The organism is Hydrogenophaga sp. RAC07 (assembly GCF_001713375.1).
In the GTDB taxonomy this organism is placed as follows: Bacteria; Pseudomonadota; Gammaproteobacteria; order Burkholderiales; family Burkholderiaceae_C; genus Hydrogenophaga.
The window spans coordinates 2736299-2753896 of record NZ_CP016449.1 but is presented as its reverse complement, the minus strand read 5'-3'; the positions used below and the strand labels follow the sequence as shown (position 1 = coordinate 2753896).

Here is a 17598-nt window from a genome sequence, read left to right as displayed (position 1 = left end):
GATGTCTTCAATGGGCCATCAGCACAGGAAGCGTCATCGTCTTCAGGACTGTGCGCGTGGCACCTCCCAGCACCCACTCGCGTGCACGCCCGTGTCCATAACAGCCCATCACCAGCAGATCTGCGTCCACGTCCGTCGCCAGTGACAGCAGGCGGTTGCCAACCTCGCCGTCTTCGATGCCGCCCGCATGCGCAGTGATGCCCACTCCGTGGGACTGGAGGTAGCTTTGCAGCGAATGCAGGGCTGAACCACTTCCTTCCCCGAAGCACACCGCATGCACTTGCTTCGACCGTTGCAGCCAGGGCAGGGAGGCTGACAAGGCTCGAGCCGCTTCCCGGGTTTCCTTCCACGCCACCAGCACCACACCACCTGCCGGGGCGCTCGCACCGGTGCAGGGCAGCACCAGGGCCGGCCGCCCGCTTTCCAGCAATGTGGTGGACACAAAGTCCGCTGGCAACTCGCCGGCCGATGGGTCGTCCGGGTCGGGCTGACCCAGGATCATCAGGTCGGCATACAGTGCCTGCCGCGCAAAGCCCCAGGGTCCGTCGGCCAGCGGTTCGGCCCAGTGCAGTCGACCGTGACCCCCGGTGAGCAACAGGAAACTGGTGTGCATCTTTTCGTTGCTTTCCCTGTCCAGGTCCTGCATCAGTGAGATGGCGGCTGCTGCACCTTCCATGGCGAAGGGGTAGCGCACCAGTGCCGTCAAGACGCAGGGCTGGCCGGTGACCTCGACCCCGAAATCGTCGGCCATCTGGCGTGCCAGCTTGATGCGCGCCGGCGTGCCGGCCGAGCTGTCGATGTGCAGCAGGATGGAGCCGTGGGTCTGCATGGTCATTCCTTTGAAGACGCAAGCTGCGAGCAAAGGAAGGTACCTCTTTGCCCAACGCCTTGCGTTGCGCAGGCTCAACCTGTCTGCAGGGATCGGGCGCCATTGAGTCACCTCAATCGAGACGATCCGGCCGCGACCTAGCATGTGTTCCGGCTTGCGCGGATTCATTCAGTGCAGGCCGACCACCACACCAAATCATCAAAGGAGCCAATCCATGAAAACCATCCAGAGAGGATTCCTCGCGTGTGCCGTTCTGCTCGGCGTGGGAGCCGTTTCGGCACAGCAGGCCACGTTCGATCCGGGCAGGCAGGAGTTTGTCAACAACTGCGCCAGTTGCCACGGCACCGACGGCAAGGGCAATGGCCCGCTGGGCGAGCTGCTGCGCAAGAGTCCGCCCGACCTGACGCAGTTGGCGAAGAAGAACCAGGGTGTCTTGCCGATCAACCGTCTCTATGGCGTCATTGATGGCGCGGGTGTGCCCAGCCACGGCTCGCGCGACATGCCGGTCTGGGGTCGTGAGTACCGGATCGACGATGCCCAGCAATTGAGGGAGGCCCGCGGCAGCTACGACTCGGCCGAGCTGGTGCGTGCCCGCATCCTCGTGCTGCTCGAGTACATCAGCCGCCTTCAAGCGCCTTGAGCATGTGAACCGCCCGGCCATGCGGCGTCGTCTTCGCCGGGATTGCGTTGATGGACCTCATGTCTCGTTGCTGTTCGCCTTGGACCTGTCGTGCACCGGCAAGACCGGCACGCTGACCGGAGGCACGTTCAGCCAGCTGCAGGCAGACGAGGCGAGTTTTCGGACCGTCTGGCGTACCCGGCGCCACAGGTGGAGCGAGGCAGCTTGCCGATGACACAGGCGCCCACACCCGCAAGCCTGCGCGCCATGGTTCTGCACGCGCCAGGCCAGCCACTGCGGCTGGAAACGCGGCCGCTGCCTCAACCCGGTCCGGGCGAAGTGCGCCTGCGCGTTCAAGCGTGCGCGGTGTGCCGGACCGATCTGCACGTGGTCGACGGGGACTTGCCCCTGCCGCGGCTGCCGCTGGTACCCGGACACGAAATCGTTGGTGTGGTGGAGGCGGTGGGCCCAGATGTGGACGCGGGCCGCCTGGGTCTGCGCATGGGCGTGCCCTGGCTCGCCCACACCTGCGGGCACTGCGCGTTCTGCCGGCTCGGGCGCGAGAACCTGTGCGACCACGCGCTGTTCACCGGCCATGGGCGCGACGGAGGTTTTGCCAGCCACGTGATCGCCGAGGCCGCCTTCTGCCTGCCGCTGAACCTGTCCATGGACGCCGAGCACCTGGCACCCCTGTTGTGCGCGGGACTGATCGGCTGGCGGGCCTTGTGCATGGCCGGCGAAGACGCCCAGGTGCTCGGTCTGTACGGCTTCGGCGCAGCGGCGCACCTGATCGCCCAGGTCGCACAACATCAGGGCCGTCAGGTGTTGGCGTTCACCCGCCCCGGCGATGCGCAGGCCCAGGCCTTCGCTCGCGAGCTGGGAGCCACGTGGGCAGGCGGGTCCGACGAAGCACCACCGACCCCGCTGGACGCTGCAATCATCTTTGCGCCGGTGGGCGCGCTGGTGCCGCTGGCCTTGCGCGCCGTGCGCAAGGGTGGTCGGGTCGTGTGCGGCGGCATCCACATGAGCGACATCCCGGCCTTTCCCTATGCGTGGTTGTGGGAAGAGCGCCAGCTGGTCTCGGTGGCCAACCTCACGCGGGCCGATGCCACGGATTTCCTGAGGTTCGCGTCCACCGCGCCTTTGCGGGTGGCAACCACCGCCTACGCGCTGGATCAGGCCAACGAAGCGCTGAACGATCTGCGTGCCGGTCGGCTGCAGGGCGCGGCTGTTCTGGTGATGTGAGCCGAAGCCTCACCTGAACGCGACGCGGGACAGCGGGGCGGACCGGGTGTTGGGGGGGGCGGTCATGCGGTGCGCGTTTGCCTGCGCAGCAGGTACGACACAAGCCGTTCCAGCGAGTCGACATCACCGTAGTCCGCTTCCGGTATGTCCACACCCACAGATTCCTGCAGCGCGATGAGCAGCTTGAGGAAGTCGAACGAGTCGAGATCAAGCTGCTCTCTCAGCGACGCGGTTGGGTTGACATGGTCCAGGTCGGCTTCGGGCGCGATGCCACGCAACGCATGGGCCACTGCTTGCCGCAGCGCTTCGGGTGTGTTCATGATCCGGGCTCCAGGGTCTTCAGCCGGGCAGTCAGCGCAGCCAGAAAGCGCGAGCCGACGAGGCCGTCGCTGACCCGGTGGTCACCTGCCAGCGAGGCGTGCAGGGTGCGCGCTGCCACCACCTGCCCATTCACCACGGCCGGTCGCAGCACCACGCGGCCCAGGCCCACCAGCGCCACCTGGGGTGGGTAGATCACGCCCTGTACCGTTTCGGCCCCCAGATCGCCCAGGTGGCTCACGCTGAGCGTGGAGTCGGCGAGGTCAGAGCTGCGCAGCTGAGCGTTGCGCGCGCGTTCCAGCACGGCCCGCAGCTGCGACATCAATTCGCTCAGAGAGAGGCGGTGCGCGTCGTGCACGGTGGGCACCACCAGGCCGCCACCGCGCAGCGAGGTCACCACACCGAGGTGCACCGCATCGGCTGGCTGGAACACGCCGTTCTCGAATCGGCCGTTGAGCGTGGGCGTGTCCGACGCGGCCTGCGCCACTGCTCGCAGCAGCACCGCTGCGAACAGCACCCGCTCGTTGACCGGGCGGTCCCGGTTGAAGGCCTCCAGCGCACGCAAGGGTTCTTCCACCACGATCTCGCAGCCCACGTGGTAGTGCGGAATCTCGCGCCACGAACGCGTCATGGCCGCACCGATGGCCGCGCGCATGGCGGTGCTGCGCGAGGGCGCGGCGGCAGCGGCGGTGGTCGCCGCGCGCTCCACGTCGGCCAGCGCCACGACCCGCTCAGGCATCTGCGCCGCCAGCGCTTCGATGTCCACCCCCAGGGCCTGCGCGCGTTGCCGCGCCGCTGGCGACATGCGTGCGTGTTGAGCGGCGACCGACGCCGTTGGTGCGGTGGAAGCGGGCGGTGCCTGCGCTTGTGTGGGCGGTGCCGCCGGGGGCGCGGCGACCGTCGCGGCGACCGGTGCAGCCGCCAGCTGCTGCCAGTCCTCGCCTTCACCGGCGAGCACGGCCAGCACATCTCCCACCGGGATCTCTTGCCCCGGCTGTGCCAAAAGGCGGGCCATGGTGCCGTCGTGCCACAACTCCACATCGATCGCGCCCTTCTGGGTTTCGACCACCGCCACCACGTCGCCACGCTTGAGCGCCTGGCCTGGCTTCACCTGCCACTGCACGAAGCGCGCCGCATCCATGTCGGCGCCGAAGGAGGGCATGCGCAGCTCGATCATGGGTGCATCAGCGCGCGCGCTGCCTCGACGATGCGCGCGGCATTGGGCAGGGCCGCATCTTCCAGGTGCTTGGCGTAGGGCATGGGCACTTCGGTGCTGCACACCCGCGCCGGCGGAGCGTCGAGCTCAAAGAACACCTGCTCGACCAGCAGCGCGATGATCTCGGCGGCCAGACCACAGGTCTTCCAGCCCTCGTCCACCACCAGCGCGCGGCGCGTGCGGCGCACGCTGGCCGAGATGGCGTCCACATCCAGCGGGCGCAGGCAGCGCAGGTCGAGCACCTCGGCCTCAATGCCCTCGCTGGCCAGCTGCGAGGCCGCCACCAGGCAGCGCGGCAGCGATCCGCCGTAGGTGATGAGGCTCAGGTCGGTGCCGCTGCGGCGCACCGCCGCACCCTCCAGCGCCACGGCGGGGGGCGGGTCGGGCAGCTCGCCGTCGGTGTTGAGCAGCATCGCGTGTTCGAAGATCACCACCGGGTCGGGGCACTGCATGGCAGTCAGCAACATGCCGTGCGCGTCTTCCACCGTGGCAGGGGCCAGCACGCGCAGGCCGGGCACATGTGCGTACCAGACCTCCAGACTGTGCGAGTGCTGGGCCGCGAGTTGCCGGCCGGCACCGCTGGTCATGCGCAGCACCACCGGCACGCCCACCTGGCCGCCCGACATGTGGCGCAGCGTGGCCGCGTTGTTGACAATCTGGTCCAGCGCCAGGAGGCTGAAGTTGACGGTCATCACCTCCACGATGGGACGCAGGCCATTGATGGCCGCACCGATGCCGCAGCCCACGAAGCCCGATTCCGACAGCGGCGTGTCGCGCACGCGGTGTGGACCAAACTCGTCCAGCAGGCCCTTGCTCACCGCATAGGTGCCGCCGTAGCGCCCCACGTCCTCCCCCATCAGGAGCACGCGCGGGTCGGCCAGCAGGGCCTGACGCAAGCCAAGGCGCAGCGCCTCGCGGTAGGTGGTCAGCATGGCGCGCCTGTGCCGGGTTCGGTCTCGGCCAGCACATGGCGGGTGAGATCCTGCAGCGGTTCGAGCGTGCCCGCGTCGGCAAAGGCCACCGCGTCGTCGATCTCCGCCTGGATGCGGGCTTCCAGCGCGGGGCGGTCCATTGCCAGGCCCAGCGATGTTGCGTGCGCCACCAGCATGTCGATCGGGTCGTGCTGCTTCCAGATGTCCACCTCCGCCTTGCTGCGGTAGAGCTCGGGATCGAACATGGAGTGGGCCCGGAAGCGGTAGGTGCGCAACTCCAGGAACACCGGCCCTTTCTTGGCCCGGGCATGCCCCAGCGCATGGCGCGTGGCCGAGCTCACGGCCGATGCGTTCATGCCGTTGACCGTGATGGCCTCCATGTTGTAGCTGCGGGCCTTGGCGCACAGGTCGGTGCAGGATTCCGAGCGCGCCAGCGCCGTTCCCATGGCGTAGAGGTTGTTCTCGCACATCAGCACGAGGGGCAGGTGCCACAGGGCGGCGAGGTTGGCGGTTTCATGGAACTCGCCCTCGGCCACGGCACCCTCGCCAAAGAAGCACGCAGTGACGCGGTCGTTGCCTTGCAGCTGGTCGGCGAGCGCAAAGCCGGCGGCCAGCGGCAGCGCGCCGGCCACGATGGCGTTGCCTCCGAAGAAACCGCGCGAGACGTCGAACAGGTGCATCGAGCCGCCGCGCCCGTGGCTGCAGCCTTCCTGTTTGCCGAACATCTCGGCCATCACCGCACGCATGGGCACCCCGCGCGCCAGCGCGTGGCCATGTTCGCGGTAGGTGCACAGCAGGTGGTCGTCGGCGCGCAGTTCGGGCACGGCCGCCGCCGCAACCGCCTCCTCGCCGATGTAGAGATGCAGAAAGCCGCGGATCTTGTTGGCGCCGTACAGCTCGGCGCAGCGCTCTTCGAAGCGCCGGATGCGCAGCATCTGGTGCAGCCAGGTGGTGGCCTCGCTGGCGCCCAGGGTCACGCGGCCTCCAGCGTGGACGTGTCGCCTTCGGGCAAACCCAGTTCCCGTGCGCGCAGCAGGCGGCGCACGATCTTGCCGCTGCGTGTCTTGGGCAGCGTGTCCACCAACTCCAGCTCCTTCGGTGCCACCGCCGCGCCCAGGCGCAAGCGCGCGAAACCCAGCAGGTCGCGCTGCACATCCTCGCTGGCCTTGGCACCCGGGCGCAGCACCACGAAGGCCTTGACGAGTTCACCCAGCAACGGGTCGGGCTTGCCAATCACGCCCGCTTCGAGCACAGCCGGGTGCTCCATCAGCGCCGACTCCACCTCGAACGGTCCGATCAGGTGACCCGACGACTTGATCATGTCGTCGTTGCGCCCGACGAACCAGTAGTAGCCGTCGGCGTCGCGCCGCGCCCGGTCTCCGGTGAGGTACCACGGGCCCGCGAAGCATTTTCGGTAGCGCTCGTCCTCGCCGAGGTAGGCGCGGAACATCGAGGGCCAGCCCCGCAGCAGCGCCAGCTCGCCCTCGGTGTCGGGTTCGGTTATCACGCGCGCGCTGCCGTCTTCGCGCCGCTCCACGATGGCCGCCGTGATGCCCGGCAGCGGTTTGCCCATCGAGCCGGGCTTGATGTCCATGCTGCGGTAGTTGGCGATCATGATGCCGCCGGTCTCGGTCTGCCACCAGTTGTCGTGGATGGGCAGGCCGAAGGCTTCCAGGCCCCAGCGCACCGCCTTCGGGTTGAGTGGCTCACCCACACTGGCGATGAATCGAAGGCAGGGAAAGTCGTGCAAGCGAGGGGCTGCGCTGCCGCTGCGCATCATCATTCGAACGGCCGTGGGCGCCGTGTACCAGACGCTCACGCGTTGCTGCTCCAGGATCGTGTACCAGCGCTCGGCGTCGAAGTCGGCCTCGTCCACGATCATCGTCACGCCCAGCGCCAGCGGCGCCAGAACGCCGTAGCTCGTGCCGGTGACCCAGCCCGGATCGGCGGTGCACCAGTACACGTCGTCGTCCTGCAGGTCCAGCGCCATGCGCGCGGTGGCGATGTGGGCCACGATGGCCTCGTGCACGTGCACCGCGCCCTTGGGTTTTCCCGTGGTGCCGCTGGTGAAGTGCAGCAGGGCAGGGGTCTGCGCATCGGTGGGGCGGGTCTGGTACGTGGGCGATGCCGCATCCAGCAGGACGCGAAGGTCCTGCGTGTCGGGTGGCAGCGGCCCGTCGTCGTCCGTGATCAGCAGCACGTGCTGCAGCTCGGGCAGGTGCTCGCGCAGGGCCTGCACCTTGCGGCGGTACAGCGTGGTGGTGGTGACCAGCACCCGGCCATGGCCCAGCGTGAGGCGGGTGGCGATCGGCTCCGGCCCGAAGGCCGAAAACAGCGGAGTCACCACGCACTGCTGCTTGAGCGCACCGAGCAGCGCCACGAACAGCTCGGGCAAGCGACCACACAGCAGGAACACGTGCTCACCGGAATTGACGTGGAGGTTCTGCAGCACATGGGCGAAACGGCTGCTCAGGTGTGAGAGCTCGGCGTAGCTCAGGTCGCGCCGCGCCCCCGACTTGCCCAGCCAGCGCAGCGCCAGCTTGGCTGCGTTGGGGCTGCGGGCGTGGCGATCAACCGCCAGTGTGGCCATGTTGAAGCCGGTTTTGGCCTCCAGACTCGCGTCCAGCGCGCGGCGCGCCTGCCCCCAGTTGAAAGCCGCGCAGGCCGCGCCGTGATCCTCCAGATTGGATGGTCGCAGCGTCTGCGGCTTGTGGATGGTCTCGGCGATGGTGGCCATGTCGTCAGAGGGCCCGCAAGTTCAGCGCTCGCGGGTCCCGCAGCCTGTGCGTCCCGCCTCGGCCGAGACATTCGCTGATTTCATTGAGAAGCCGCATGGGCGCGTCCAACCAGACGGTCGCACATCGGCCTTCCACCTCGTCCTCCTCCCGAAGCAGGGGCAGATCGAGGGCCCACTGGTGCGACGGATTCTGGCCAATGCCGGGTTGCAATTCGAAGTGCGTGGTGGCGCTGATCACATGAGCCTGCCGGTGGAGTTCAAACCCGCCGTGCCTGGTCCGGCCTTCGGGGAAATCGATGGTTTCCAGCGCCCGAGCGGGGGAGCCGTTGGAAACCAGAACTCGCTGCGTATTCATGGCAACTCTTTCCACGATCAGGAGCACCCAATCTAAAGCCCTGGTGGGCATGAACCATTGAGTTCGGTCAATACAAGTCGACCGTGTGCGCGTGACGGGCCCGGATCGCATGTTCTGAGAGGGGATGGCCAGGGTTGACTTGTCGCCCAGCCGAAAGGAGGTCCACCGGCATGTGGCGTGCGACATCCTCGGGAACGTTTGCATGTCCGGTGTGTTCTGCGACTTTGAAGCGGGCATGGCCTGGCTTGTCGCTGGAGCTGGGTCGCTGAATGGCTGCCCGGCAGTCGGTTCCGGTGGGCAGGCAATTCGTGTCGGGGATCGCGGGTTCGAGCCCCGTCCACTCCGCCAGTCAAGAATCAAGTCACCGCGGTCGCAAGACCCCGGTGATTTTTTTCGTCTGCCCTCCGGTCAGGTGGCCCGCTCGAGCCACCGAAACCGCGCAAGCCCGGTCGACAGCGCCGTGCCGCAAATGATCACCAGGCCGCATCCCACCATCCAGGGCGTGATGGTCTCGTTCAGGAATAACGCACCGTAGGCCAGTGCAAACACCGGGACGAGAAAAGTGACCGTGAGCGCCTTGCTGGGACCAGCCTGTTCGATGATGTGGAAAAACAGGATGTAGGCGATGGCTGTGCACAGGAGTGCCACCGCCGCCACAGCGGCCCACGCCGTGAAGCTCACTGGCTCGCTGGGCCAGAACCATGCCATGGGCACGGCCAGTCCGAGTGTGGCGCCGATCTGGCTGCCGGTGGCCGTGGCCAGGGGGTGGGCGCCGGTGAGGTAGCGTTTGGTGAAGCTGGCGGCCAGTCCGTAGCACAGCGTGGCGAGCAGACACGCACCCATGGCCAGCAGCGTGATGCCCGTCGAGCCCGCGCCCGCCACGCCGGTGGCGCTGAAACCCGATTTGCCGACCACCAGCAGCGTGACCCCGGCAAAACCGATGGCCAGGCCGAGCATGCGCGAGCCGCCCGGACGGTCCTTGAGCCAGAGCCACGCGACCAGCGCACCTGTGAGCGGCACCGTGGCGTTGAGGATGGAGGTCAGCCCCGTGGTGATGTGCATCACGGCGAACGCGAACAGCATGAACGGGATGCCCGAGTTGAGCAGGCCGACGAAGAGGATGGCCTTGGCGCGTTGGCGAAAGTCGGCCCAGACGCCTTTGACCAGAAACACCGGCAGCAGAAACAGCGCGGCCAGCGCCACCCGCAGGCCCGCGGTGGGCACGATGCCGAATTCGGCGGCGCCCAGACGGGTGAACAGGAACGATGAGCCCCAGAGGGCGGCGAGCAGGACAAATTCCAGGGCGAGGGTCGGGTTCATGGCGTGAAAGTATGCAGTGGCGCTCCCGGCGACCACGGGCGCCATTGATGCCGAATGGGGCGCGATTGATGCGGTGGACGACTCAATGGTGCGGCGCTGGTGAAAACGCAGCGCCTTCCAGCGCGAGCAACGCGGTCTTGCGTTCCAGCCCGCCGGCATAGCCGGTGAGCGAGCCGTCCGCGCCCACCACGCGGTGGCAGGGCACGACGATGCTGACCGGGTTGCGGCCCACTGCGGCGCCCAGCGCCCGCACAGCGGCTGGCTTGCCGATCGCTGCGCTCAGGCTGCCGTAGCTGGTGGTGGCGCCGGGTGCGATGCCCAGCAGGGCTTGCCACACCTGTTGCTGGAACGGTGTGCCGGACTCCAGGTCCAGCGGCAGATCGAAGGCCGTGCGCTGCCCGTCGAAATACGCGCCGAGTTGCTGGATGGCGGCTTGCAGCACCGGGTGCGCTGGATCGCGGCGCCATTTCGAGGTGTCGGGCCCATGGCGCTGGCCGTCAAACCAGACGCCGCTCAGGCCACGCGGTGTGGCCGCAAGGGTCATGGCGCCCAGGGGGCTTTGCCATGCGGTGAAGACAGTGAGGGGATCGTGTTTCATGTGGGTGTTCCAGTGGGTGAGACGTGCCCGGCCGACCAGGCCCGGAGCACGGCGTAGCTGCGCCAGGGTTTCCAGACCTGTGATGCGGCCTCGGCTTCCCGGGCCGGGTGTTTGAGGTCTTGCACACCCAGCGCCTTGTGCAGCGCCACGTCGCCAGCGGGAAAGGCGTCTGGCCAGCGCAGCGCGCGCATGGCGATGTACTGCGCGGTCCAGTCGCCGATGCCGGGCAGCTCCTTGAGCGCTGCGATGGTGGCCGGCACATCGGCACTGCCGTTGAGCACCAGGCCTTGTTCGGCCACGCCCCGCGCCAGCGCCACGATGGCGGCCTGGCGCTGTTTGACGATGCCCAGTTCACCCAGCGCATCGCCGCCGGCCTGAGCCAGCACCTCGGGAGAAGGAAACAGCCGGTTGAGGGCCACAAACGGTGTGTCGATGGGTTCGCCGAACCGGTTCACCAGCCGCTGCGCGAGCGTGCGCGCGGCGGCCACCGTGATCTGCTGGCCGAGCACGGCGCGCACGGCGAGCTCAAATCCATCGAGTGCTCCCGGCACGCGAAGGCCGTCGCCAGCCGGGAACGCGCCGTGCAGCACCGCGTTGATCGCGCTCGGGTCCGCGTCCAGGTCGAGCGCGGCGCGCAGGCGGTGGATGACCTGTGGCAGCACCTCGCGCAGTTCATCGCTCACGCGCAGCACGAGCTGGCAGCGCGCTTCGTCGAACTCGGCCAGCAGCCAGCCGCGGTGGCTGCGCCCGCCGATGTCCATGCGCAGGGTCTGCCCGAGGCGCTGCCTGTCGTCGACGAAGGCCACACCCCCGATCAGGCGCTGCCGGAAGAACGCCAGCGTGGCCGCGATGTCGTAGGGCGGGCGGTAGCCCAGGCGCACCGCACTGCCCTGGCCGCTGTCGCGGTTGCTGGTTTGACGGCGCAGCTGGGTCGGATTCAAGCGGTAATGGTCGAGGAAGGCGGCGTTGAAACGCCGCACGCTCGCAAAGCCGCTGGCCCCCGCGATCTGGGTCACGGGCAGGTCGGTGTCGGCGAGCAGTTGTTTGGCCGTGAGCAGCTTGCGCGTGAGCAGGTACTGCAGCGGCGAGACACCGAGCCGGTCTTCGAACACGCGGCGCAGGTGGCGGTCGCTCACGCCCAGGCGCGCGGCCAGGCGCTCACCCATGTTGCCGTCGGCATCCAGCCAGTGCTGGGGGTCGTCGAGCCAGCCTGTGGCCTGCTGCAGCAGGATGGCGGAGGCATCTTCGGTGGACCAGTGGCGGTCCATGGGTGCCAGCTCGGGGCGGCAGCGCAGGCAAGGGCGAAACCCGGCGTGTTCTGCCTGCGCCGCGTGTGCGAAGAAGCGGCAGTTCTCGCGCCGTGGTGTGCGCACCCGGCAAACCGGGCGGCAGTAAATGCCGGTGGAGGTGACGGCGGTGAAGAACTGCCCGTCGAAGCGCGCGTCGTGAGAGCACAGCGCGCGGTAGCAGGCTTCGTCGTCGATGCGTTCGTGGCGGTTCATGGATGCCATGGTAGGCCGTTCGGATGAATGCGACTGGCCGTTTCCGGACATGTGCCTCCAAGGGCATGAAACGCCACTCCTACAATGGTCCAACCTCCCCGAACCCAGGACACCCCCATGCAAGTCACCCCCTCGATCTTCAAGGCCTACGACATCCGCGGCGTGACGCCCACCGCGCTCAACGAAGACGTGGCCGAAGCGCTGGGTCTGGCCTTCGGCACGCAGGCCATGAAGCTGGGCGAGAAGAGCGTGGCTGTCGGCCGAGACGGGCGCCTGAGCGGCCCGGCCTTGTCGGCTGCGCTGATCCGTGGACTGGTGGCCGCCGGTGTGGACGTGATCGACATCGGGCTGGCGACGACACCCATGCTGTACTTTGCTGCCGCCACGCTGTGCACCAGCGGCATCCAGGTCACGGGCAGCCACAACCCCAGGGACTACAACGGTTTCAAGATGGTGCTTGCCGGGCGCGCCATCTATGGCGAGGACATCCAAGCGCTGCGCAAGACGATGGAGGCCGAATCGCACACCCTTGCCGACGGTGGACGTGTGCGCCTGATCAACGTGCAGGCGGCCTACCAGGCACGCATCGTGGGCGACATCCAGCTCTCGCGCCCCATGAAGATCGTGGTGGACTGCGGCAACGGCGTGGCGGGTGCGTCGGCCCCGGCGATCTTTCGCGCGCTCGGCTGCGAGGTGGTTGAACTCTTCAGCGAGGTGGACGGCAACTTCCCCAATCACCACCCCGACCCGAGCAAGCCCGAGAACCTGCAGGACGTGATGTGCGCGCTGCGCGAGACCGACGCCGAGCTGGGCCTGGCCTTTGACGGCGACGGCGACCGCCTGGGCATCGTCACCAAGGAGGGCAACAACATCTACCCCGACCGCCAGATGATCCTGTTCTCGCAGGACGTGCTCTCGCGCGTGCCCGGTGGCGACATCGTGTTCGACGTGAAGTGTTCTCAGCGCCTGGCGCCTGCGATTGAAGCGGCCGGCGGCGTGGCCCACATCTACAAAACGGGCCACTCGCTGATCAAGGCCCGCATGAAGGAGCTGAACAGCCCGCTGGGTGGGGAGATGAGCGGCCACATCTTCTTCAAGGAACGCTGGTACGGCTTCGACGACGGCACCTACGCCGGTGCCCGCCTGCTCGAGATCGTGAGCCGCAGCCCGAACGCCAGCGACGTGCTCAACGCCTTGCCCACCAGTTTCAGCACGCCCGAGCTCAACGTGGCCTGCGCCGAGGGCGAACCTCACGCGGTGGTGGAAAAGCTGGTGGCCATGGCGAAGTTCGACGCACCGGCCAAGCTGTCCACCATCGACGGCGTGCGGGTCGACTGGCCCGATGGTTTTGGTTTGATCCGCGCCTCCAACACCACGCCGGTGCTGGTGCTGCGCTTTGAAGGCCAGACAACCGAAGCGTTGCACCGCATCGAAGCGGTGATGTTGGCCTTGCTCAAGCAGGCCAAGCCCGACGCTGTGGTCGGCGCCAGCGCGCACTGAGTCGGCTCAGCGCGGCAAGGGCGGCAAGAGGGCCTGCACGCGCTCGATGACCGCCTCGGCCTGCGCGTCCACCAGCGCGGTGGTGTCCACCGGCTGGTTGGCGCCCCACACCGCAGCCACTGCCGAGGCCACATCGGTTTCGCTGGTCACCAGCCGGGCCTGGCGCAGGCGATCGAGCCGCTCGTAGCTCTCGGCGAAGTTCCACACATTGGGCCCATGCAGCACGGCGCAGCCCAGCGCCAGGGGCTCGTGCGGGTTGTGGCCACCCACGCTGGCGAACGACCCGCCCACCAGCGCCACCGGCGCGAGCCGGTACCACAGGCCCATTTCACCGATGGTGTCGGCAATGTAGACGGCCACATCGGTGGCGATGTGGGCACCGGTGCTCCGCAGGGGCACGTCTCGCAGGCCGGCGACCGACGCGAGCGCAGCCACCTCAAGGCCTCGCGCGGGCGCACGCGGCGCGATGATCAGCAGTGCATCGGGCTGCTCCGAGCGCAGCCGCGCGTGGGCTGCGAGCGCGAGGTCTTCCTCGCCCGGGTGGCTGGACGCCAGCACCCACACCGGCCGGCCCGACAAGGCCTGCTGCCAGGTGTCCAGGTCGTCCGCATCACAAGCCAGCGGCGGCACCAGCGCCTTGATCGTTCCGCTGACGGTGATGCGCTCGCGTGGCGCGCCCAGCGCCACCAGAGCCTCGGCGGTGGCTTCGTTCTGTGCAAACAGCTCGCGAAAACCGGGCAGCAGCGCCTGGTAGAGCCAGCGGCCCCAGCGGCGTTTGGCCAGCGACTCGGGCGACAGGCGTGCGTTGACCAGGGCGCGCGGGATGGCGCGCGCGTCGGTCTCGGCGATCAACGCGGGCCACAGGTCCATCTCGCACCACAGCGCGAGCGAGGGTTGCCAATGGTCGAGAAAGCGCGACACCGCGCCGGGCGTGTCCACCGGCGCGAACTGGTGTTGGCAGCGCGCGGGCAGGCCGGTGCGGCGCAGCGCGTCGCCCGAGGTGCGCGCGGTGGTGGTGATGAGAAAACTGCAGTCGGGGCGCAGCTCGGCCAGCCGCGCGAACAGGCCGGCGAGTGCCATGGACTCGCCCACGCCCACCGCGTGGCCCCACACCAGCACGCCGTCCGGTCGATCCGCGTATTCGCTGCCCAGCTTCTGCCGCACGCTGCGCGGCGTTTCCTTGCCGCGCAGCAAACGCCGCTGCAGGCCCTTGCGCCACACCGGGGCCAGCCAGCCGGCCAGCACCAGGTAGGTCCGCAACGCCCAGGGCTGCTGCGCAGGTGTCATCGGGCTTCCAGCCAGGGCACGAGCGTGGCCATGTGCTTGGCGGTGGCGCCGCCATGTTCGGCGTAGAACGCTTCTGCGCCGGCGATGGCGCGGGCGTAGTCGGCGGGTGAGGTGAGCAGCTGCACCAGCGCCGCCGAGAGGCTGTCTATCGTCATGTGCTGCTGCAACACACCCGCGGCCAGCGCTTCCACGCCGGGGTATTCAATGCCCCAGATACTGTGGCCCACCATCACAGGCTTCCTGAGCGCCAGCGGTTCGATCACGTTGTGCGCGCCCAGGGGCACAAAGGACGCACCCACCACCACCACCTGCGAGAGCGCGAGGTAGAAATACATCTCGCCCAGCGAGTCGCCCATGAGCACGTCGATGGCGCTCATGTCGGGTGCATCGGGGGTTGGCTGCAGGGTGGCGTCGAGCATGCGGCTGCGGCGCGCCACGCGCAGGCCCGCCGCTTCGAACATCTGCACCACCGCGTCAAAGCGCTGCGGGCTGCGCGGCACGTAGACCACCAGCGGTGGCGGCAGGCCCGCTGCTTGCAGGCCTGCCTGCACCTGCCGGATCGCGTCGATGAACTGTTCGTCTTCGCCCACGATGGCGCTGGCGAAACACAGCACCGGCCGTTGTCCGGCGGAGGCCGTGGCAAGCTGCCACGGTGCGAGCAAGGCCTGCGCGGCGCCGATCTGCTGCGGTGACACCGGCAAGTCAAAACGGGTCTCGCCCGCGATCACCACGCGTTCGCAACCCACGTCGCGAAAGCGTTGCGCATGCGTTTCCGATTTGCAGAGCACCAGCTCGTAGGCCTGGAAGATGCCGGCGCGAAAGCCGCCCCATTTGCGGTCGCGCACGATGCTCTTCTTCGGGTACTGTGCATTGGCCATCGCCAGCGGCACCCCCTGGCGGCGGATGGTGGCCAGCAGCACCGGCCAGGTGTCGATCTCGGTCATCACCGCCGCGCGCGGACGCACCCGGTGGATCAAACGGCGCACCGCCCAGCCCAACTCCAGTGGCACGTAGCTCACTTGCAGGCGCTGCGCATCCATGGCCTCGGCAAACAGCGAGTGGGCAGCCGTGCGGCCGGCCGGGGTGAGGGTGGTGATGAAAACGGGGTAGCCGGCAGCCAGCAAGGCGCGCACCAGCGGCGCGGCGCCACGCATCTCACCCATGGAGGCCGAATGCACCCACACCGGGCGATTAAGGCCGGTCGGGGCGGCGCCAAACCGTTCTCCCCAGTGTTCGCGGTACAGCGGCTCGCGTTTGCCGCGTTTCCACAAAAACAGCAGGAACACCGGCAGCAGCAGGTGCCACAGCAGCTCGTACACGCCGATGAGCACGGACAGCCGCCAACTGGGCGGAAAAGGTCGGGACGCTGCGCGTGTGGAAGTGGGGGAGGCCATCGGTGGAAACGGTGCGGGTCGGGCGAGGGTGCCTGCGCGTCGCACCTGGGGCTCCGGACGAAGGCCATTCAGTATAGTTACGCCCTTGGTCAGGCCCTCACCCAGCGGCCCGCCGCCCCACACAGGAACACCTCGATGCCCCTTCCCACGCCGGCCTGGACCGCAGTCATTCCGCTGCGCGCCGGATCCAAGGGCCTGCCCTCGAAAAACATCCGCCCGCTCGCAGGCAAACCGCTGTACCGCCACGCGGTGGACCAGGCGCTGCAGGCCGGCGCATCGCGCGTGGTGATCACCACCGACATTCCCGAGGTGCTCTGGGCCGAACTGCCCACCCAGGTGACGCTGGTGGAGCGGCCGCCCGAGCTGGCGGGCGACACCGTGCCCATGGCGCCGGTGCTGCAGCACGCCCTGCACACCGCCGACTGCCACGGCACCGTGGTGCTGTTGCAGGCCACCTCGCCGCTGCGCCTGCCCAGCGACATCGAAGCCGCGCTGGCGGTGTTCGCCGGGGGTTATTTCGAACTCGTCATGTCGGTCACCAGTGCCGACCGGGGCGTGCTCAAGTGGGGCACGCTGCGGGGCAACCGTTTCCAGCCACTCTCGGACCCGGCCTACTGCTTTGCCAACCGCCAGAGCCTGCCACCGGTGGTGCGGCCCAACGGCGCGCTGTACGTGCTGAACGCCGAACGTTTTGTGGCCAGCGGCAGTTTTGTGTCCGAGCGTATCGGTGTGGTGGAAATGCCGGCCGAGCGCAGCCAGGACATCGACTCGCTCGACGACTTTGAACGCTGCGAAGCCGCGCTGGAGGCTGCGCATCGTGAATGAGATGAACACCGACTACATCGAGGCATACGCCGCGCCCACCTGGCAGTGCGTGATGGTCTGCTGGGGCACGAAGTACTCGACCGCGCTCATCAACAACCTGGCGCGCAGCATCGCCAACAAGACGGCATCGCAGCCGCGCTTCATCCTGATTTCGGACCGGGAGCGTCCCGATCTGGCAGACCGCATCGAGCTGGTGCGGTTTCCAGAGTTCTGGCTCCAGGACAAGCTCAAGACCTCGGGCTGCCAGGCCAAGCTGGTGATGTTCGAGCATGGCATCGTGCCCACCGACCTGCCTGCGATCTACGTCGATCTGGACACCATCGTCCTGGGCGACTTGAGCACCGGCCTGGACCTGATGCAGAGCCGCCAGACCGTGGCCATCCTGCAGAGCGCGATCATTCCGTTTGGCTGGATCGGACGCAGCCTGTACCGATGGACCAACCGCAGGCGCTACGCGCGTGGCAACTCGTCCTTCGTGATCTACCACCCGGCCGAGTGCCACTTCATTGCCGAACGATTCAAGGCCCTGCTGGAGAAGCACCCGCGGCTCGAATTCCGCCCCATGGCGGCCGACGAACGTTTCATCAGCTGGGTCGCGCAGGAACACATGGTGCGCATCCCCAACTCCTTTGCCGTCAAGTTCCCCGGCGAGTTCATGTTTTATTGGGGCTTCTGGCTTTACATCAAAGCCCGCCTGCCCTGGGTGAAAAGCCGGCGCAAAGGCTTGGTGGCCGTGACGCTCAACGGCTTGATGATCAAGCCCGAAAAGCTGCTGTCGCTCAAAGAGGGCGACGTGATCGTTGACGAAAAATCCCGCAAGCTGATCTGGAGCGAAAAGACGCTTGGCTTCATGCGGTCCAAAATCCAGGCGTTCTACGCCGGCTCCCTGTAATTCCCTGACGCCACCCGGCACGAGGCCCT

17 protein-coding genes are annotated in these 17598 nt (G+C 67.8%); 5 read left to right on the top strand and 12 right to left on the bottom strand.

The genetic code is table 11. From position 1 onward, the window contains the following. Window positions 1-7 precede the first annotated feature (7 nt). Window positions 8-829 (bottom strand): universal stress protein, encoded by an 822-nt coding sequence (locus tag BSY239_RS12770; protein WP_069048971.1) that lies wholly within the window; start codon window positions 827-829, stop codon window positions 8-10. A gap of 214 nt (window positions 830-1043) precedes the next feature. On the opposite strand from BSY239_RS12770, the gene BSY239_RS12765 reads away from it, so the two are divergent. Then, complete coding sequence (locus tag BSY239_RS12765; protein WP_069047191.1) at window positions 1044-1469, top strand: c-type cytochrome; 426 nt, start codon at window positions 1044-1046, stop codon at window positions 1467-1469. A 210-nt stretch (window positions 1470-1679) separates the two neighbouring features. Then, complete coding sequence (locus BSY239_RS12760; RefSeq protein WP_069047190.1) at window positions 1680-2693, top strand: zinc-dependent alcohol dehydrogenase family protein; 1014 nt, start codon at window positions 1680-1682, stop codon at window positions 2691-2693. A gap of 62 nt (window positions 2694-2755) precedes the next feature. On the opposite strand, the gene BSY239_RS12755 is transcribed toward BSY239_RS12760, so the two are convergent. The 9 genes from BSY239_RS12755 to BSY239_RS12715 form a co-directional block, all read right to left on the bottom strand. Continuing rightward, a complete protein-coding gene (locus BSY239_RS12755) occupies window positions 2756-3013 on the bottom strand; it encodes an acyl carrier protein (protein WP_069047189.1) in 258 nt (85 codons plus the stop codon). After that, a complete protein-coding gene (locus BSY239_RS12750) occupies window positions 3010-4188 on the bottom strand; it encodes a dihydrolipoamide acetyltransferase family protein (RefSeq protein ID WP_069047188.1) in 1179 nt (392 codons plus the stop codon). Before BSY239_RS12750 ends, BSY239_RS12755 begins: the two co-directional genes overlap by 4 nt. Then, window positions 4185-5159 (bottom strand): alpha-ketoacid dehydrogenase subunit beta, encoded by a 975-nt coding sequence (locus BSY239_RS12745; RefSeq protein WP_069047187.1) that lies wholly within the window; start codon window positions 5157-5159, stop codon window positions 4185-4187. Before BSY239_RS12745 ends, BSY239_RS12750 begins: the two co-directional genes overlap by 4 nt. Beyond that, a complete protein-coding gene (gene pdhA / locus BSY239_RS12740) occupies window positions 5153-6136 on the bottom strand; it encodes a pyruvate dehydrogenase (acetyl-transferring) E1 component subunit alpha (RefSeq protein ID WP_236944063.1) in 984 nt (327 codons plus the stop codon). The genes BSY239_RS12745 and pdhA overlap by 7 nt, the downstream gene beginning before the upstream one ends. Further along, a complete protein-coding gene (gene acsA / locus BSY239_RS12735) occupies window positions 6133-7896 on the bottom strand; it encodes an acetate--CoA ligase (protein ID WP_069047186.1) in 1764 nt (587 codons plus the stop codon). The genes pdhA and acsA overlap by 4 nt, the downstream gene beginning before the upstream one ends. A gap of 4 nt (window positions 7897-7900) precedes the next feature. Continuing rightward, window positions 7901-8251, bottom strand: a complete 351-nt coding sequence (locus BSY239_RS22455; protein ID WP_156775472.1) for a hypothetical protein — start codon at window positions 8249-8251, stop codon at window positions 7901-7903. Window positions 8252-8659: 408 nt separating this feature from the next. Next, window positions 8660-9571 (bottom strand): DMT family transporter, encoded by a 912-nt coding sequence (locus BSY239_RS12725; RefSeq protein ID WP_069048969.1) that lies wholly within the window; start codon window positions 9569-9571, stop codon window positions 8660-8662. Window positions 9572-9653: 82 nt separating this feature from the next. Then, complete coding sequence (locus BSY239_RS12720) at window positions 9654-10169, bottom strand: methylated-DNA--[protein]-cysteine S-methyltransferase (RefSeq protein ID WP_069047184.1); 516 nt, start codon at window positions 10167-10169, stop codon at window positions 9654-9656. Then, a complete protein-coding gene (locus tag BSY239_RS12715) occupies window positions 10166-11671 on the bottom strand; it encodes a DNA-3-methyladenine glycosylase 2 family protein (RefSeq protein ID WP_442905726.1) in 1506 nt (501 codons plus the stop codon). The genes BSY239_RS12720 and BSY239_RS12715 overlap by 4 nt, the downstream gene beginning before the upstream one ends. A 117-nt stretch (window positions 11672-11788) precedes the next feature. Here BSY239_RS12715 and BSY239_RS12710 point away from each other — a divergent pair, with 117 nt between their 5' ends. Continuing rightward, on the top strand, window positions 11789-13171 hold the full coding sequence (locus BSY239_RS12710; RefSeq protein ID WP_069047182.1) for a phosphomannomutase/phosphoglucomutase: 1383 nt from the start codon (window positions 11789-11791) through the stop codon (window positions 13169-13171). A 6-nt stretch (window positions 13172-13177) separates the two neighbouring features. Here the strand turns inward: BSY239_RS12710 and BSY239_RS12705 are convergent, their stop codons facing one another. Further along, window positions 13178-14458 carry a 3-deoxy-D-manno-octulosonic acid transferase gene (locus BSY239_RS12705; RefSeq protein WP_083239955.1) on the bottom strand — a complete coding sequence of 427 codons (1281 nt, stop codon included), beginning with the start codon at window positions 14456-14458 and terminating at the stop codon, window positions 13178-13180. Beyond that, entirely contained in the window at window positions 14455-15852 is a 1398-nt protein-coding gene (locus BSY239_RS12700) for a 3-deoxy-D-manno-octulosonic acid transferase (protein WP_069047181.1), read from the bottom strand. Before BSY239_RS12700 ends, BSY239_RS12705 begins: the two co-directional genes overlap by 4 nt. 135 nt (window positions 15853-15987) lie before the next feature. Between BSY239_RS12700 and BSY239_RS12695 the strand changes: the two genes are divergently transcribed. After that, window positions 15988-16677, top strand: coding sequence for an acylneuraminate cytidylyltransferase family protein (locus BSY239_RS12695; protein ID WP_069047180.1), 690 nt, complete (start codon window positions 15988-15990; stop codon window positions 16675-16677). 1 nt (window position 16678) lies between these two features. Next, window positions 16679-17569, top strand: coding sequence for a hypothetical protein (locus BSY239_RS12690; protein WP_069047179.1), 891 nt, complete (start codon window positions 16679-16681; stop codon window positions 17567-17569). Window positions 17570-17598: the final 29 nt, after the last annotated feature.

What these genes read in the sequence shown, in the direction of transcription:
- BSY239_RS12765 (WP_069047191.1), top strand. Translation starts at nt 1,044, where the DNA reads ATGAAAACCATCCAGAGAGGATTCCTCGCGTGTGCCGTTCTGCTCGGC.
- BSY239_RS12705 (WP_083239955.1), bottom strand. Translation starts at nt 14,458, where the DNA reads ATGACACCTGCGCAGCAGCCCTGGGCGTTGCGGACCTACCTGGTGCTG.
- acsA (WP_069047186.1), bottom strand. Translation starts at nt 7,896, where the DNA reads ATGGCCACCATCGCCGAGACCATCCACAAGCCGCAGACGCTGCGACCA.
- BSY239_RS22455 (WP_156775472.1), bottom strand. Translation starts at nt 8,251, where the DNA reads ATGAATACGCAGCGAGTTCTGGTTTCCAACGGCTCCCCCGCTCGGGCG.
- BSY239_RS12725 (WP_069048969.1), bottom strand. Translation starts at nt 9,571, where the DNA reads ATGAACCCGACCCTCGCCCTGGAATTTGTCCTGCTCGCCGCCCTCTGG.
- BSY239_RS12755 (WP_069047189.1), bottom strand. Translation starts at nt 3,013, where the DNA reads ATGAACACACCCGAAGCGCTGCGGCAAGCAGTGGCCCATGCGTTGCGT.
- BSY239_RS12710 (WP_069047182.1), top strand. Translation starts at nt 11,789, where the DNA reads ATGCAAGTCACCCCCTCGATCTTCAAGGCCTACGACATCCGCGGCGTG.
- BSY239_RS12700 (WP_069047181.1), bottom strand. Translation starts at nt 15,852, where the DNA reads ATGGCCTCCCCCACTTCCACACGCGCAGCGTCCCGACCTTTTCCGCCC.
- BSY239_RS12760 (WP_069047190.1), top strand. Translation starts at nt 1,680, where the DNA reads ATGACACAGGCGCCCACACCCGCAAGCCTGCGCGCCATGGTTCTGCAC.
- BSY239_RS12750 (WP_069047188.1), bottom strand. Translation starts at nt 4,188, where the DNA reads ATGATCGAGCTGCGCATGCCCTCCTTCGGCGCCGACATGGATGCGGCG.
- BSY239_RS12695 (WP_069047180.1), top strand. Translation starts at nt 15,988, where the DNA reads ATGCCCCTTCCCACGCCGGCCTGGACCGCAGTCATTCCGCTGCGCGCC.
- BSY239_RS12715 (WP_442905726.1), bottom strand. Translation starts at nt 11,671, where the DNA reads ATGAACCGCCACGAACGCATCGACGACGAAGCCTGCTACCGCGCGCTG.
- BSY239_RS12745 (WP_069047187.1), bottom strand. Translation starts at nt 5,159, where the DNA reads ATGCTGACCACCTACCGCGAGGCGCTGCGCCTTGGCTTGCGTCAGGCC.
- BSY239_RS12770 (WP_069048971.1), bottom strand. Translation starts at nt 829, where the DNA reads ATGCAGACCCACGGCTCCATCCTGCTGCACATCGACAGCTCGGCCGGC.
- BSY239_RS12690 (WP_069047179.1), top strand. Translation starts at nt 16,679, where the DNA reads ATGAACACCGACTACATCGAGGCATACGCCGCGCCCACCTGGCAGTGC.
- BSY239_RS12720 (WP_069047184.1), bottom strand. Translation starts at nt 10,169, where the DNA reads ATGAAACACGATCCCCTCACTGTCTTCACCGCATGGCAAAGCCCCCTG.